The organism is Ruegeria sp. YTSC325, assembly GCF_059609525.1.
Genome location: NZ_JBXWLY010000009.1, coordinates 85951 through 101131, shown reverse-complemented (window position 1 = coordinate 101131; position 15181 = coordinate 85951). Strand labels below are relative to the sequence as shown.

15 protein-coding genes and 1 riboswitch are annotated in these 15181 nt (G+C 59.2%); of the genes, 3 read left to right on the top strand and 12 right to left on the bottom strand.

Annotated elements, in window-relative coordinates:
• Positions 1 to 176 precede the first annotated feature (176 nt).
• From secA to AC2FF7_RS14180, 3 genes are all read left to right on the top strand, one after another.
• A complete protein-coding gene (secA, locus tag AC2FF7_RS14190) occupies positions 177 to 2894 on the top strand; it encodes a preprotein translocase subunit SecA (RefSeq protein ID WP_170755467.1) in 2718 nt (905 codons plus the stop codon).
• A 99-nt stretch (positions 2895 to 2993) separates the two neighbouring features.
• On the top strand, positions 2994 to 3914 hold the full coding sequence (locus AC2FF7_RS14185; RefSeq protein WP_480868979.1) for a hypothetical protein: 921 nt from the start codon (positions 2994 to 2996) through the stop codon (positions 3912 to 3914).
• Positions 3915 to 3938: 24 nt separating this feature from the next.
• Positions 3939 to 5495, top strand: coding sequence for a substrate-binding domain-containing protein (locus tag AC2FF7_RS14180; protein WP_480868977.1), 1557 nt, complete (start codon positions 3939 to 3941; stop codon positions 5493 to 5495).
• A 3-nt stretch (positions 5496 to 5498) separates the two neighbouring features.
• Here AC2FF7_RS14180 and radC read toward each other — a convergent pair whose 3' ends face one another.
• The 12 genes from radC to dnaJ form a co-directional block, all read right to left on the bottom strand.
• Positions 5499 to 6254 carry a RadC family protein gene (gene radC / locus AC2FF7_RS14175; RefSeq protein ID WP_496905812.1) on the bottom strand — a complete coding sequence of 252 codons (756 nt, stop codon included), beginning with the start codon at positions 6252 to 6254 and terminating at the stop codon, positions 5499 to 5501.
• A 35-nt stretch (positions 6255 to 6289) separates the two neighbouring features.
• The gene (locus AC2FF7_RS14170) at positions 6290 to 7024 is read right to left on the bottom strand and encodes an ABC transporter permease (protein ID WP_480868973.1); all 735 of its coding nucleotides are present in this window, start codon (positions 7022 to 7024) and stop codon (positions 6290 to 6292) included.
• Positions 7021 to 7746, bottom strand: coding sequence for an ABC transporter ATP-binding protein (locus AC2FF7_RS14165; protein WP_170755471.1), 726 nt, complete (start codon positions 7744 to 7746; stop codon positions 7021 to 7023). The genes AC2FF7_RS14170 and AC2FF7_RS14165 overlap by 4 nt, the downstream gene beginning before the upstream one ends.
• Positions 7743 to 8417 carry a thiaminase II gene (tenA, locus tag AC2FF7_RS14160; RefSeq protein ID WP_496905811.1) on the bottom strand — a complete coding sequence of 225 codons (675 nt, stop codon included), beginning with the start codon at positions 8415 to 8417 and terminating at the stop codon, positions 7743 to 7745. Before tenA ends, AC2FF7_RS14165 begins: the two co-directional genes overlap by 4 nt.
• A complete protein-coding gene (locus AC2FF7_RS14155; protein WP_170786111.1) occupies positions 8414 to 9349 on the bottom strand; it encodes an ABC transporter substrate-binding protein in 936 nt (311 codons plus the stop codon). The genes tenA and AC2FF7_RS14155 overlap by 4 nt, the downstream gene beginning before the upstream one ends.
• A gap of 20 nt (positions 9350 to 9369) precedes the next feature.
• The gene (locus tag AC2FF7_RS14150) at positions 9370 to 10335 is read right to left on the bottom strand and encodes a HesA/MoeB/ThiF family protein (RefSeq protein ID WP_496905810.1); all 966 of its coding nucleotides are present in this window, start codon (positions 10333 to 10335) and stop codon (positions 9370 to 9372) included.
• Positions 10332 to 10928, bottom strand: a complete 597-nt coding sequence (locus AC2FF7_RS14145) for a thiamine phosphate synthase (RefSeq protein WP_496847674.1) — start codon at positions 10926 to 10928, stop codon at positions 10332 to 10334. The genes AC2FF7_RS14150 and AC2FF7_RS14145 overlap by 4 nt, the downstream gene beginning before the upstream one ends.
• Positions 10925 to 11689, bottom strand: a complete 765-nt coding sequence (locus tag AC2FF7_RS14140; protein ID WP_170355657.1) for a thiazole synthase — start codon at positions 11687 to 11689, stop codon at positions 10925 to 10927. Before AC2FF7_RS14140 ends, AC2FF7_RS14145 begins: the two co-directional genes overlap by 4 nt.
• Before the next feature lie 2 nt (positions 11690 to 11691).
• Entirely contained in the window at positions 11692 to 11886 is a 195-nt protein-coding gene (gene thiS / locus AC2FF7_RS14135; RefSeq protein WP_170355656.1) for a sulfur carrier protein ThiS, read from the bottom strand.
• Entirely contained in the window at positions 11870 to 12847 is a 978-nt protein-coding gene (locus tag AC2FF7_RS14130; protein ID WP_480868966.1) for an FAD-dependent oxidoreductase, read from the bottom strand. Before AC2FF7_RS14130 ends, thiS begins: the two co-directional genes overlap by 17 nt.
• A complete protein-coding gene (thiD, locus tag AC2FF7_RS14125; protein WP_496905809.1) occupies positions 12844 to 13647 on the bottom strand; it encodes a bifunctional hydroxymethylpyrimidine kinase/phosphomethylpyrimidine kinase in 804 nt (267 codons plus the stop codon). Before thiD ends, AC2FF7_RS14130 begins: the two co-directional genes overlap by 4 nt.
• A gap of 46 nt (positions 13648 to 13693) precedes the next feature.
• A riboswitch (TPP riboswitch) is annotated at positions 13694 to 13800 on the bottom strand.
• A gap of 173 nt (positions 13801 to 13973) precedes the next feature.
• Positions 13974 to 15119 (bottom strand): molecular chaperone DnaJ, encoded by a 1146-nt coding sequence (gene dnaJ, locus AC2FF7_RS14120; protein WP_480868962.1) that lies wholly within the window; start codon positions 15117 to 15119, stop codon positions 13974 to 13976.
• Positions 15120 to 15181 lie beyond the last annotated feature (62 nt).

Below are 15181 nucleotides of genomic sequence, written 5' to 3'. Positions count from 1 at the left end.
GGAATCATCCTATTTCTTTGCCACGACGGGGCGCAGCGTTGACACTGTGGAACCTGCCGCTTACATCGCTTTGAAGCCTTGGACAGGGCCGCCTTTCACCCCCCGTATCTATGGGTTGCGCGCAAGGTGGGCAAGCCTGTCGCAACCAAGACAAGAACAGATCCGCTGGAGTGAACATGCTGGGACTCGGAACGCTCGCCAAAAAGGTGTTCGGAACACCGAACGACCGCAAGATCAAGGCGACCCGCCCCCTGATCGAAAAGATCAACGCACTGGAGCCCGAGTTCGAAAAGCTCACCGATGAAGGTCTGATCGAAAAGACCGCCGAACTGCGCAAACGCGCGCTGGACGGTGAAAGCCTGGACGATTTGCTGCCCGAAGCCTTTGCCAATGTGCGCGAGGGCGCGAAGCGCGCGCTGGGTCTGCGGGCGTTTGACGTGCAGTTGATGGGCGGCACCTTCCTGCATCAAGGCAATATCTCGGAAATGAAGACGGGTGAGGGCAAAACCCTGGTCGCCACTTTCCCAGCCTATCTGAACGCACTGACCGGCAAGGGCGTGCATGTGGTCACGGTGAACGAATACCTGGCCAAGCGCGACTCGGAATGGATGGGCAAGGTGTTCGCCGCGGTTGGCATGACAACCGGCGTGATCTGGTCGGGGCAACCTGACGCCGATAAAAAAGCCGCTTATGGGTGCGATATCACCTATGCCACCAACAATGAGTTGGGCTTTGACTATCTGCGCGACAACATGAAATCGGACCTTGCCGAGATCTACCAGAAATACCACAACTTCGCGATTGTGGACGAAGTCGACTCGATCCTGATCGACGAAGCGCGGACACCGCTGATTATCTCAGGGCCGTCGCAGGACCGATCTGATCTGTATACCGCGATTGACGCGCTGATCCCTTCGCTGGCCGATGATCATTTCACGCTGGACGAAAAATCGCGAAACGTGACCTTCACCGATGAGGGCAATGAGTTTCTGGAACAGCAACTGATCGCCAACGGGCTGATCCCCGAAGGCCATTCGCTTTATGATCCCGAAAGCACGACCGTGGTGCACCATGTGAACCAGGGACTGCGCGCGCATAAGCTGTTTCAGCGCGACAAGGATTATATTGTTCGTGACAATAACGTGGTCCTGATCGACGAGTTTACCGGCCGTATGATGGCGGGCCGCCGCCTGTCCGAGGGTTTGCATCAGGCCATCGAAGCCAAGGAAGGCGTTCCGATCCAGCCCGAGAACGTGACGCTGGCCAGCGTGACCTTCCAGAACTATTTCCGCCTGTATGACAAGCTGGGCGGCATGACCGGCACCGCCCTGACCGAGGCCGAAGAATTCCAAGAAATCTATGGTCTGGGCGTGGTCGAAGTGCCGACCAACAAGCCGATTGCCCGCGTGGATGAAGATGATCAGGTCTATCGCACCGCGATGGAAAAATACGGCGCCATGATCGAACAGACGAAAGAGGCGCAGGAGAAGGGGCAACCAGTTCTTCTGGGCACTACCTCGATCGAGAAATCCGAACTTCTCAGCCAGATGCTGCAGAAAGAAGGCATCGAACATAACGTTCTGAACGCCCGCCAGCATGAACAAGAGGCGCAGATCGTCGCCGATGCGGGCCGTCTGGGTGCAGTGACCATCGCCACCAACATGGCCGGTCGCGGAACCGACATCCAGTTGGGCGGGAATGTCGAGATGAAGGTTTTGCAGGCCCTGGCCGAAAACCCCGAGGCCGACCCGGCCGAACTGCGTGCAGCCGAAGAGGCGCGCCACGCTGAGGAAAAAGAAAAGGTACTGGCCGCCGGTGGCCTTTACGTGATGGCGTCCGAACGCCACGAAAGCCGCCGCATCGACAACCAGCTGCGTGGACGCTCGGGCCGTCAGGGCGATCCGGGCCGCACCGTGTTCTACCTCAGCCTAGAAGACGATCTGATGCGGATTTTCGGCTCGGAGCGGTTGGACAAGGTTCTGACCACGCTGGGCATGAAAGAGGGTGAGGCGATCGTCCACCCCTGGGTGAACAAGTCGCTGGAGCGCGCGCAATCCAAGGTCGAAGGTCGCAACTTTGACATGCGCAAGAACGTCCTGAAGTTTGACGACGTGATGAACGACCAACGGAAAGTGGTGTTCAGCCAACGACGCGAGATCATGTCTGCGGATGACCTCTCCGAGATCGTCTCGGACATGCGCGAGCAGGTGATCGACGACCTGATCGACGAATACATGCCGCCCAAAACCTATGCCGATCAGTGGGACACCGACGGTCTGCATGAGGCGATCAAGGACAAGCTGACCATCGACGCGCCGGTTCAGGACTGGGCCGCCGAGGAAGGCGTGGACGACGAACAGGTGCGCGAGCGTCTGGTCAATGCCGCCGATGAGATGATGGCGCAAAAGGCCGCCGCCTTTGGCCCCGAAAACATGCGCAACATCGAAAAGCAGGTTCTGCTGAACACCATCGACGGCAAATGGCGCGAGCACCTGCTGACACTGGAACATCTGCGCTCGGTCGTTGGGTTCCGAGGCTATGCCCAGCGTGATCCGCTGAACGAATACAAGAACGAGAGCTTCCAGCTGTTCGAAAGCATGTTGGACAGTCTTCGCGAAACCGTGACGCAACAATTGTCACGCGTGCGCCCGCTGACCGAAGAAGAGCAGCGCGAGATGCTGGCTCAGATGCAGGCGCAACAGGCGCAGGCTCAGCAAGCTGTCGACCAAGCAACCGAACAGGCCGAAGCAGTGGCCGAGGCCGAAGCCTCAGGCGATCCGCTCCCCGGGTTTGATGAAAACGATCCCAACACATGGGGTAACCCATCGCGCAATGACCGCTGCCCCTGCGGATCGGGCAAAAAGTTCAAACACTGCCACGGCAGACTGACCTGATTTAACCGGGTTCAGTCACAATGAGTCCGCGCCACGGCCACATATTGGCCGTGTTTCGGCTTAAACATCCGACTCGCTCCTTCAACTGGGGAGGGTGTTTTGTTTGTAATCAAGAACTACGTGACCACCGGGGGAACAGTCGCATGCGCCCTCGCCATTGGTTACTTAATGCAGAATGGAACACCTGCGCAGCCGCAAGGCACGCAGGTCGCAGCAAACTCGGCCTCGTATCAGAGTGTCGGGATAACCTGGCTTGAGCATATCGTTCTGACCTCCTCGGCTCCTTCCGGTAATGGCGCCAGCGAACCGCACTCTCAACGACACGTGGTCACGACCGCGCAATCGATCGCGGACAACAGCGATTGTGCCATCAGCGCACGCGCAGTTGCCGTTCCCGGTGCCGCCGCACATCTAAGCGTCATTGCCCCCTGCCACAGCAATTCGCGCATCGATGTCCACCACAGGGGTCTAACTGTCACCCAGAAGACTGACAAGAACGGCAAGGCAGACCTAACTGTTCCAGCCTTGTCGGAATACGCGATCTTTCTGATCTCGACAGAGGATCAACAGGGAACGGTTGCCACGACTCATATTCCAGAAATCGCGCATTACAACCGGGTCGCCCTACAATGGACCGGGCAGACCGATCTTCAGATTCATGCTCTGGAATTCGGTGCCAGCTATGGCGGCAAGGGGCATGTCTCAGCCGATCCTGAAACCCAGGGAATCGGCAAAGTCGTACATCTGGGGCACACCGGGATAGGCGATGCCAAAAACATTCAGGTGTATTCCTACCCGGCTGGCCAATCCGCCCAATCCGGTTCGATTGCCCTGTCCGTCGAGGCCGAAGTGACTGCCGAGAATTGCGGTCAGGAACTGGCCCTGCAATCGCTGGAGTTACGCGGCAACCGTCGTCTGCAGTCACGCGATTTGTCGCTGACTCTGCCTGATTGCGGCCAGTCTGGCGAGTTTCTGGTGTTGAATAATCTGCTCGAAGACCTGACAATCGCGGCCAAATAAAACGCAGGCAGGCTCGGGCTTTTGATGACTTTCTATCGTGTGGCGGTGGCCGCACTGTTTTCGGCGATATATACCCTGAATGCATCGGCGCAGGATATCTCTCTTACCTCCCATGACGGCAAGGTCGAGGTCGTGGGTAACCTGTTGGGATTTGACGGTGAATTCTATCGCGTGGATACGCAGTTCGGAGAGCTGACCGTAGACGGCTCAGGCGTCACATGTGCCGGGCCTGCCTGCCCCAGCCTCACGGATTTCGTCGCCGAGCTGCGCTTTTCCGGTGCATCGGTCATGGCGGAAAAAATCTTGCCCGAATTGATCATCGGCTTTGCCCGACAAGAAGGGTTGTCGGCGGCGCCTATTCGGGAATCCTCAGGCCGATTTTACTATGAGTTGAAAACAACTGATCGTGAGGCACCGCTTGGTCGGTTTTACTTTGACCCTGGTACTACAGCCCGCGGGTTTTCGGATTTCATTGAAAATGAAACCGACATCGTGATGGCCCTGCGTGAGATCACTTCCCAGGAACAAGAGGCCGTGCAGGACGCCGGACTGGGGGACCTTCGGCATAGTCGGCGTGCGCGGGTCATTGCATTAGACGCACTGGTGCCGATCGTGGCCACCGACAATCCTGTGGGACAGATATCCTTGGGGCAGCTGGTTCAGGTTCTGTCCGGCCAGATCGACAACTGGGTCGCACTCGGTGGTCCCGATGCGCCAATTTCCGTTCATATGCCCGAGGTTGGCTCAGGTTTGACTCAAGGTGTTGAAAAACAGCTTTTGCAACCCGCAGACGTTACGCTTGCCGACACGGTTATCCGACACAAACGCAGCACTGCAATGGCGCGGGCTGTTGCCAAAGATCCGTTTGCAATCGGGATCGCCAGCCAGGCCGAGGCCGGTGCGGCCCGCGCGTTGGCCCTGACCGGTGGCTGTGGTCATCCGCTGGCAGCCACGCGCCAATCTATCAAAACCGAGGATTACCCACTGACCGCGCCGATGTTTCTGTATCTGCCCAATCGTCGGTTGCCGCGAATTGGACGACAGTTTCTGGCCTATATCCAAGGCGCCGAAGCTCAGGATGTGATCCGGAATGCCGGTTTCGTAGATCAATCGCCCGAGTTGCTGCCTCTTAGCGCGCAGGGTGATCGGTTGGCAAACGCCGTGGCATCTGGCGCCTCAGAAGTCGGTCTGGACGAATTGCAACGGATGGTCGAAACATTACGGCCGCGATCCCGTTTGTCCTTGTCGTTTCGGTTCGAGGCAGGCTCCTCCCGACCGGACGCGCAATCCAGATCGAACCTGCTCCATCTGGCCCAGCTTTTGGAATCCGGCAAGTTTGATGGACGAACACTGACCTTTGTCGGATTCAGTGACGGAGACGGCGCCGCCACCGCAAACGCCCGGATTGCCGAACTGAGGGCGAAAACCGTCCGAAACGCGGTGCTCGATGCGGTTGAAACCAAAATCGCAGACAGCGTGACGCTTGAAGTTGATGGCTTTGGCGAGGCGATGCCCATGGCCTGTGACGACACTGAATGGGGTCGCAAAATCAATCGCCGGGTCGAAGTGTGGGTCGAGTAACCTTTACAAGTAACCTTCCGAACGAAAACTCAGTTCGTTTGATTTTCCGATGATCAGGTGGTCATGCAGAGTCAGGCCAAGCGCCAGACATACATCCTGAATCCGGTTGGTCATGTCGATATCCGACTGCGAGGGCGTCGGATCGCCCGACGGATGGTTATGCACCAGAATGAGCGCCGAGGCGTTCAGTTCCAACGCCCGTTTCGCTACCTCGCGCGGATAAACAGGCACATGATCAACTGTGCCCTTGGCTTGTTCCTCATCCGCAATCAGGACGTTTTTACGATCCAGATAGAACACCCGGAACTGCTCGGTCTCACGGTGGGCCATTGTGGTGTGACAATAGTCCAGCAACGCATCCCAGCCCGAGATCACGTGCCGTTGCATCACCCGCGCGCGGGCCATGCGATGGGCGCAAGCCTCAAGGATTTTCAGATCAGTGATGACTGTATCACCTACACCCTTGATCTGACGCAGCCGTTCTTCGGGCGCGGTCAGCACGCGGTTGAAATCCCCAAACGTATCCATCAGCGCCCGCGCCAGAGGTTTAACGTCCTGCCTGGGGATGGACCGGAACAGCACCAGTTCCAACAACTCATAATCCGGCATTGCGTCGGACCCACCCGACATGAACCTTTCGCGCAGCCGCTTGCGATGGTCTTTTATATAGGAGGGCAATCGACCACTTGGCAGCGGCTGCGCGGACGCTTCGTCCGTTTCAAACAGCATCGGGGCTTCGGCAAAGGCGTCCTTGGTCATGTACCAACCCTGACGCCGAATCGGTTTCCAAACCGTTAACGCGCTTCACCTGCCATGCGCGCCGTGGCGCGGCGGATGATCAGATGCAGCAGAATCGAAAACACGCCCAAGGTCAGCATCGCGGCAAACATCAGATCGGTCTTGGCGCGCCCATTGGCCAGCAGCATTAGATAGCCCAAGCCTTGAGACGAGCCCACCCACTCGCCAATCACGGCCCCGATGGGCGCATAAACCGCCGCCAGCCGCATCCCCGACGCCAACGAGGGCAGCGCCGCCGGAATGCGGATATGCCACAACACTGCACGCGGGCTGGCCTGCATGGTGCGTGCAAGGTCCAGATAGCCGGGGGGCGTACGCATCAGCCCGTCGAAAAAGGATGAGGTGATCGGGAAATAGATGATCAGCACCGCCATCGCGACCTTGGACCACAGCCCATAACCCAGCCACAGGGTCAGCAACGGGGCCAGAGCAAACACCGGCAGCGCCTGTGTAAAGACCAGCATCGGCTGCACCAACACACGCGCTGCCCGCGAATTGGCCAATTGAAGCGCGGTGATCACGCCGAGAGCTGTGCCGAAAGCCAATCCGATCACCACCTCAACCGCCGTGATCCATGTATGTTCGGCAATCACCCAGCGGTTCTGCCACCATGTCTCAGCCACCAGCGCAGGACCGGGCAGGATGAATTTCGGCAGGCCCGTTAAGCTGACAATCGCCTGCCAAACGGCCAGCGCGAATACAGTTGCGGCAAGGGCGGACAGGATCTTCATGCAGCCTCTCTCAACAACCGCAACAACGCGCCCTGCGTCTCCAGCGTTTCCAGGTCATCCACATGGCGCGGAGCCGGGGCCGAAGGCGGCTCGCAGGGCGTCAGCCCCTGCGCGGTCATCACCACAATAGATTGACCCAAACGCGCGGCCTCGGCCGGATCATGCGTCACCAGCAACACGGTGCGCCCTGCCAGCGCCTCGGCGGCCAGATCCTGCATGTCTGCCCGGGTGCGGGCGTCGAGCGCCGAGAACGGCTCATCCAACAAAACGATGGGGCGATCCTCCATCAACGTGCGCGCCAAGGCCACGCGCTGACGCTGACCGCCAGACAATTCTCCGGGTTTTTTGTTCAGATGATCCTGCAATCGCATCCGCTCGATCAAACGGTCCCGGCGGGCCAGGTCGGGTTTTTCCCCGCGCAGCCGCGCACCCAGAGAAACATTCTGCGCCACCGTCGCCCAAGGCAGCAGTAGATCGTCTTGCGCCATATAGGCGACGCGGCTTGTCACTGGCTGCGCGTCACCGGCAGTGATCTGACCATTGAACGCGGCACCTGTTTCCAACCCCGCGATCAGGCGCAGAACGGTAGTTTTCCCCACACCCGATCCGCCCAGCAGACAAGTCCACTGCCCCGCCCCAAGGGTCAGGGTCAACGGCGCGAACAAGGGCGCGCCGTCGATTGTGGCCGAGCCACTGATGGTCAGATCAGGCGCTTGGGTCACGGGGTCAGCCCCATTTGCCAGAAGTTGACCTCAAGCTCGGTCGCAGTGCGGAAGGTCTGACACAGTCGATCCCAGCGTGGTGAAGCCTCAAAATCTGCCCCAATACGCCGCGTTAGAGCCTGATCCAGCAATTTTCCGACCGCTTGACATGCGCCTTGGTATTCCTCACCGGCATAGGTGTTGATCCAATCGCGATAGGTCTCGGATGTCGCCTCAGCAGCCAGCCGCGCGCCGATCTCACCATAACCCATGACACAGGGCGCAAGGGCGGCCAGCAGGTCCAGCAGATCTCCGCTATACCCGGCCTCTAGCACGAACCGCGTATAGGCCAGATTCTCGGCCCGCTCGGGAGTCGCGAACAGCTCCTCCTGCGAAATCCCGGCCGCTTCGCAGATGCCGATATGCAGCTGCATTTCTTCGGCGACCAGAGCGTTCACGGTGCCCACAGCGGTCAACATCTCGGAATGCGTTTCCGATTTCACCACCGCCAATGCCCAGGCGCGGCTAAAATGGATCAGGAACACGTAATCCTGCCGCAGATAGTGCAGGAACGCCTCACGCGGCAGCGTGCCGTTCTTCATGCCTTCGACGAAGGCGTGGCGGGTATAATCCCGCCACGGCCCTTGCGCCGCATCACGCATCAGCGCGAAGGCTTTGCCGTAGCCGCTCATTGCGCGGTCACATCAATGGTGATGTCACTGACCGGATTGATGCTGTCGATCATGCCGCTGTCTTTCAGGAACGCCTCGAACCGTGCGTACCGACCAGCGTCAAAACCAGCCGGACGCAGGGCGAAACGGGGCAGAGTGTCGACCCATGCGCGCGCATTCAGCTCATCCTGCAGCTCGGGCGAGGTGGCCGCGAAGATCTCCCAGCTTTTTTCCGGGTTGTTGACGATATACTGCGTAGCTTTTTCGGTCGCGGCCAGAAAACGCGCGATCATGTCGGCATCCATGGTTTCGGGGTTGGCCACATAGATCAGCTCATCATAGGGCGGTACGCCTTCTTCCTCGATGTAAAAGCAGCGGCCCGCGACACCTTCGATATCCATTTGGTTCAGTTCGAAATTGCGGAACGCACCGATCACCGCATCCACCTGCCCGGTCATCAGCGACGGCGACAGCGAGAAGTTCACGTTGATCAATTCGATATCGTCCAGCGCCACACCATGGGCATTCAGCATGGCGGTCAGGATCGCTTCTTCCACGCCAGCGACCGAGAAGCCGATTTTTTTACCCTTGAGGTCGGCCAAAGATTTAATCGGACCGTCTTCCAACACCAGCAGGCAGTTCAGCGGGGTCGCAACCAGCGTGCCCACGCGTTTCAGCGGCAGGCCTTCGTGGATTTGCAGGTGCAGCTGCGGCTGGTAGGACACCGCCAGTTCAGCTTGACCTGCTGCCACCAGACGCGGCGGGGCAGAAGGATCGGCGGGCGGGACGATTTCAACCTCAAGCCCCTGCTCGGCGAAATAGCCATTTTCCTGTGCCACGATGATCGGGCCGTGATCGGGGTTGATGAACCAGTCCAGCAGGACGGTCATCTTGTCCTCGGCCCAGGCTGGCGCAGCGGCCAGCAGGGCGATGGCGGTGATCAGTTTCTTCATGTCTCGCGTTTCCTTTTCGCTTACGAGGTCGAGGCCGCGACGAGGACAATCTCGCCCGGCCAATCCGGTTGAATCTTTTCAGCAGCGCGCCATGCGCGCAGACCAGTTGCACAGCACAAGGCCAGTCTTTTGCCTTGTTTAGGCTCTATTTCTTGCAAATTTTCAGGCGAAACGCGCTGCGCGTTCGGATGCGCTGGGATTGCTGCCTCTGCCTCATCGCGCAGCTCGACGATCTGGTCATCCGTGCTGAGTTGGCTGGCTGAGACGAACCGAAAACAGCTATTCGGCTCGGGCGCGGTGTCGAACCGGAAGGTGCTGGTGCGCAGGGTAAGGGCGTCATATTGCACCATCTGCCCCAAGGGCGAGGGCGTGATCCCAAGGATCAGGTTCAGCGCCATCTGTGCCTGCATCGCGCCTATTGTCCCAACGACCGGACCCAGTACACCGGCGGTTGCGCAGCTCGCTCCGCTATCGGGCGCGTCAGGGAACACCGTGCGCAGCGAAGGTGCCCCTCCGCAGAACCCACCAACATAGCCCGATAACCCCAGCACCGAGGCGCTGATCAACGGTTTCCCCTGCGCCAAACAAGTATCGGATAGAATATAGCTGGCCGCATAGCTATCCGCACAATCCAGGATCACATCAGCCTGCGCGACCATATTGGGCGCATTTTCGTTTGTTAGAGCCTGTTTCAGCGCATCAACGTTAATCTCATCATTCAAGCTCCGGCAGCGCTCAGCCGCCACATCAGCCTTGGGTCGACCACAATCCGCCTGCGTAAACAAAGTCTGGCGATGCAGGTTGGACAGATCGACTGTATCCCCGTCCATCATCCTGATCCGCCCGACTCCAGCCCCAGCCAGCAAGGGTAGAACCGGCGCAGCTAACCCTCCGGCCCCGACGACCAACACATGCGCCGCAGACAACCGCGCCTGCCCTTCTGCCCCCACCTCAGGCAGGATGGTTTGGCGGGCATAACGGCTCATCGGGTGGCCTCGATCCATTGGCGCACGCGCGCTTCGGGGTCCGTGTTCAGGGTGATATCTGTCACGACCGAGACGATATCCGCCCCCGCCTGCAAAACGCCCGGCGCGCGTTCGACGCTCATCCCGCCGATCCCGACCAAAGGGATATCGCCCACCCGCGACTTCCATTCGGTGACACGTGGCAGGCCCTGCTGATGCCACTTCATCTTTTTCAAAATGGTCGGATAGACCGGCCCCAGCGCCACATAATCCGGGTCCATGGCCAGAACGCGTTCCAACTCGTCGTCATCATGGGTCGATACGCCCAGCTTCAGCCCAGCCTTGCGAATGGCTTGCAGGTCGGCGTCGTCCAGATCCTCCTGCCCCAGATGAATCCAGTCACAACCCAGATCAATCGCGGCCTGCCAATAGTCGTTCACCACCAGAACCGCGCCATAGTGGCGGCACAGATCGCGCGACAGGGTAATCTGTTCACGCACCACCGCATCGGGCTGATCCTTGACGCGCAGCTGCACCAGTTTGACACCCAATGGCAGCATCCGCCGCAGCCAGTCCGAGTGATCAAAGATCGGGTAAAAGCGGTCGAGGCTCATGACAGAAACGCCTTTCCGATCACAGGGGTCGAGGGTTCGGCCATATCGCGCGCCTCAATCGGGTCGGCCTGATGGGCCAGTTGCCCGGCCTCAATCGCCTGCATCATGGCCTGCGCCATCGCCGGCGGATCACCGGCACGCGCGACGGCCGTGTTCAGCAGAACAGCGTCATAACCCAGCTCCATCGCGCGCGCGGCGTGGCTGGGCAGGCCAATGCCAGCATCAATCACCAACGGCACATCCGGGAATTCCGCCCGCATCGCCCGCAACGCGTATTCGTTGTTCAATCCGCGCCCCGACCCAATCGGCGCGCCCCAGGGCATCAGCACCTCACACCCTGCGGCCAGCAGACGTTCACCCACGATCAGATCGTCGGTGGTGTACGGGAAGACCTGAAATCCATCCTCGGTTAGGATGCGGGCAGCTTCGACCAGTTGGAACACATCCGGTTGCAGACTGTCCGTGTGGCCGATCAGTTCCAGCTTGATCCATTTGGTGTCGAACACCTCACGCGCCATATGAGCGGTGGTCACAGCCTCTTTGACCGTGTGGCACCCGGCGGTGTTTGGCAGGACCAACACGCCAAGATCGCGGATCATCTGCCAAAATGTTTGCCCCGCGCCAGATTCCCGTCGCAGCGACACGGTGGCCACCCCGGCCCCGCTTTCCCGAAACGCCTGCTCCAGAATGGCCGGGCTTGGATATTGCGCCGTGCCCAGCATTAAGGGGTTGGGCAAATCTGTGCCGTAAAACGTTTTCATCCTCAGCCCCCCTGCATCGGTGCGACGACCTCGACCCGGTCGCCATCTACCAGTTCGTGCGCAATGCGCAGGCTCGAAGGAACGAATTCCTCGTTCACCGCCGTTGCGACCCGGCCCGAGAATCCGCATTCAACCAACATTTCCGCCAGCGTCAGAGCCGTTATTTCTCGGGTCTCGCCATTAAGCACGATCTTCATCGACCATCTCCGAATGTTTATTTTCAAGCGCCAGATCGGCCACACCCTGCGCCAGCGCCGGGGCCAGTAGATAGCCGTGGCGATAAAGACCGTTGGCGTAAATCATGTGCCCCAACCGCCGAATACGCGGCAGGTTGTCGGGGAAGGCAGGACGTAGATCGACGCCAATCTCCAGCACCTCGGCCTCGCCGAAGGCCGGGTTCAACGCATAAGCCGCGCTGAGCAGTTCCAGCATAGACCGCGCGGTGATGCGGCTGCTGTCCTCGCTCTCGATCATCGTCGCACCCAGCATGTAGACGCCACCACCACGCGGAACGATGTAAAGTGGCATCCGGGGATGCAGCAACCGCACCGGCCGGGTCAAAGTGACCTCGGGGCAGCGGATCACCAACATCTCACCCTTCACACCTCGCAGATCATGCAAGACCTCGCGCGCGTGCAGCCCCCGGCAGTCAATCGCGTTTTCCAACCGCGAAGGCGCAAGCTTGCGGTGGAACACAACGCCCTGATTCTGCAACTGTCGATACAGGTCATGCAGCGCTTGACGCGGATCAAGATGTGCCTCTTGCGCAAAGTGCAGACCCTTGGGGAAATCATGTAAATCAGGCTCTAACTCAGAGATTTCAGATTGATCGACTTCGACGAATGCTTCAGTCCTACGCGCAAATCGTCGTAAATCAGGCAAGTCGCGCGGATTGGCCACAACCAACGTCCCACACCGTTGCACCTGAGTCCGCGCGGCCCACCAATCCAACGCGGTCTGCCCCAAACGCATCACTGGCTCTTCAGCATTTTCATACTCGCACCATGGGGCTAGCATCCCACCGGCCCACCAAGAACAACCATGCGCTCCGGGTGGCCCGCCGGGGTCAAAAACCTGCACTTGTGCCCCGCGCGAGACCAATTCACTGGCCACAGCCAAACCAGCAACGCCCGAACCTATGACCGACCAGATCGTCACGCAGGCCAAAACTGGTGGAAATGATGCACCGGCCCATGACCATGCCCAATGTTCAAACGATCTGCTTGTGCAATCGCACCCTGCAGGTATTCGTGCGCCTGCGCGACTGCGTTGGGAACTGACAACCCCTTCGCCAATCCCGCCGCAACCGTAGAAGACAATGTGCACCCGGTGCCATGCGTATTTTTGGTTTGACGGCGGGGGGCCGAGAATTCAGCGATCAAGCCCGTCCGATCCATCAAAAGATCGTGGCAGACGTCACCCTTTCCATGTCCCCCCTTCATCAATACGGTCTGAGCCCCAAGGTCGCATAGCCCAAGCCCCTGTTCGATCATCTGTTCTGTAGTCTCCGCGTCCGACAAGCCCAGTAAACATGACGCCTCGGGCAAATTCGGCGTCAGTACAGAAGCACACGGCACCAACACATCACGCAATGTCTGCACCGCGTCCTCAGCCAGCAAGGAGTCACCCGATTTGGCGATCATGACCGGGTCGAGCACAATCGGACCGCCGAACCCAGTGATACTGTCAGCCACGGTTCGGATAATTTCTGGAGTTGCTAGCATCCCGATCTTGATCGCCCCGACATCCAGATCGCTAAGCACGGCCTCAATTTGTGCTGCAATCACATCCAACGGAATACTGTGAACAGCCGTCACCGCCCGCGTGTTCTGCGCCGTGATCGCCGTGATCACGCTGGCGCCATACACTCCAAGAGCAGACATGGCCTTGAGGTCGGCTTGAATGCCGGCCCCCCCTCCACTGTCCGAACCTGCTATCGTCAAGGCAATAGACGCCATATCGTTGCTCCAGATTATCTTGGGCAATCGTGGCGTAGAAAACGTCCATAATTTGGCGACCGTTCCCTCCGCCGGTATTGCCCGGATCAGGTTCGATGGGTTGATGCAATAGCACCTCTCAGCCCCTCACAAGAGGCACCCCAACGGTTGGTGCGGAACATTTCAGGCACGCGAGAAATAATCAAGAGGATTCTGCGAGGCTCTGCCTCACGTTCCGAGCTACTTGTGGCCAGATAAAGTTCGGATCCCCTGCTTCATCTGGCTATAAATATCTCGGGGGAGTCGCCCGGAACGGGCGGCGGGGGCAGAGCCCCCTACCCTGCTTTTCAGCCCTTCATTCCATCCCAGAAAGATTTGACGGATGAGAAAAAGCTTTTGGACTCTGGGTGGTTGTCTTCACCTAAGTCGTCGAACTCTTTCAACAGCTCTTTCTGGCGGCTTGTCAGGTTCACCGGCGTTTCCACCGCAAGTTCAATGAACATGTCCCCTACACCACCACCGCGCAACGCGGGCATACCTTTACCACGCAGGCGCATCTGACGGCCAGACTGGCTGCCAGCTGGAATCTGAACGCGACCACGCCCGCCATCGATGGTGGGGACTTCGATCGACCCACCCAGGGCTGCTTTGGCCATGCTGACAGGTACGCGGCAATAGAGGTTCACGCTGTCACGCTCGAACAGTTTATGGTCCGACACTTCGACGAAGATGTACAGATCACCCGGAGGACCACCCCGCATTCCAGCCTCACCCTCGCCCGCTAGGCGAATGCGCGTACCGGTTTCGACACCAGCCGGAATATTGACCGACAGGGCGCGTTCTTTTTCCACGCGACCCGCACCGCCACAGGATTTACAGGGGTTCTTGATGATCTGACCCAGACCCGAACAGGTCGGACAGGTGCGTTCCACCGTGAAAAAGCCCTGCTGCGCACGGACCTTACCCATGCCCGAACAAGTGGGGCAGGTCGTGGGTTCTACACCACCTTCCGCACCCGAGCCATCACAGGCCGAGCAGGCCACAGCGGCAGGCACGTTGATGGTTTTTTGCAGACCCGAGAACGCCTCTTCCAGCGTCACGCGTAAGTTATAGCGCAGGTCCGAGCCGCGCGCCGCGCGACGTCCACCGCCTCCGCCACGTTGGCCGCCCATGAAATCGCCGAACAGATCGTCGAACACGTCGGAAAACGCGCTCGAGAAATCGCCCTGACCAAAGCCGCCGCCAGGACGGCCGCCACCGGTGCCGTTTTCAAAGGCCGCGTGGCCGAAACGGTCATAGGCTGCCTTGCGCTCGGCGTCCTTCAGGATGTCGTAAGCCTCGTTCGCTTCTTTGAACTGGGCCTCAGCGTCCGGGTTGTCCTTGTTGCGGTCGGGATGCAATTCCTTGGCCTTCTTGCGAAAACCCTTCTTGATCTCATCCGCCGATGCGCCCTTGGGTACGCCGAGCACATCGTAGTAGTCGCGTTTTGACATCAGTATGTCCTTCTGCCTCAACGTAAATGGGCCGGCCCGGAGAACGGACCGGCCCGAATTGG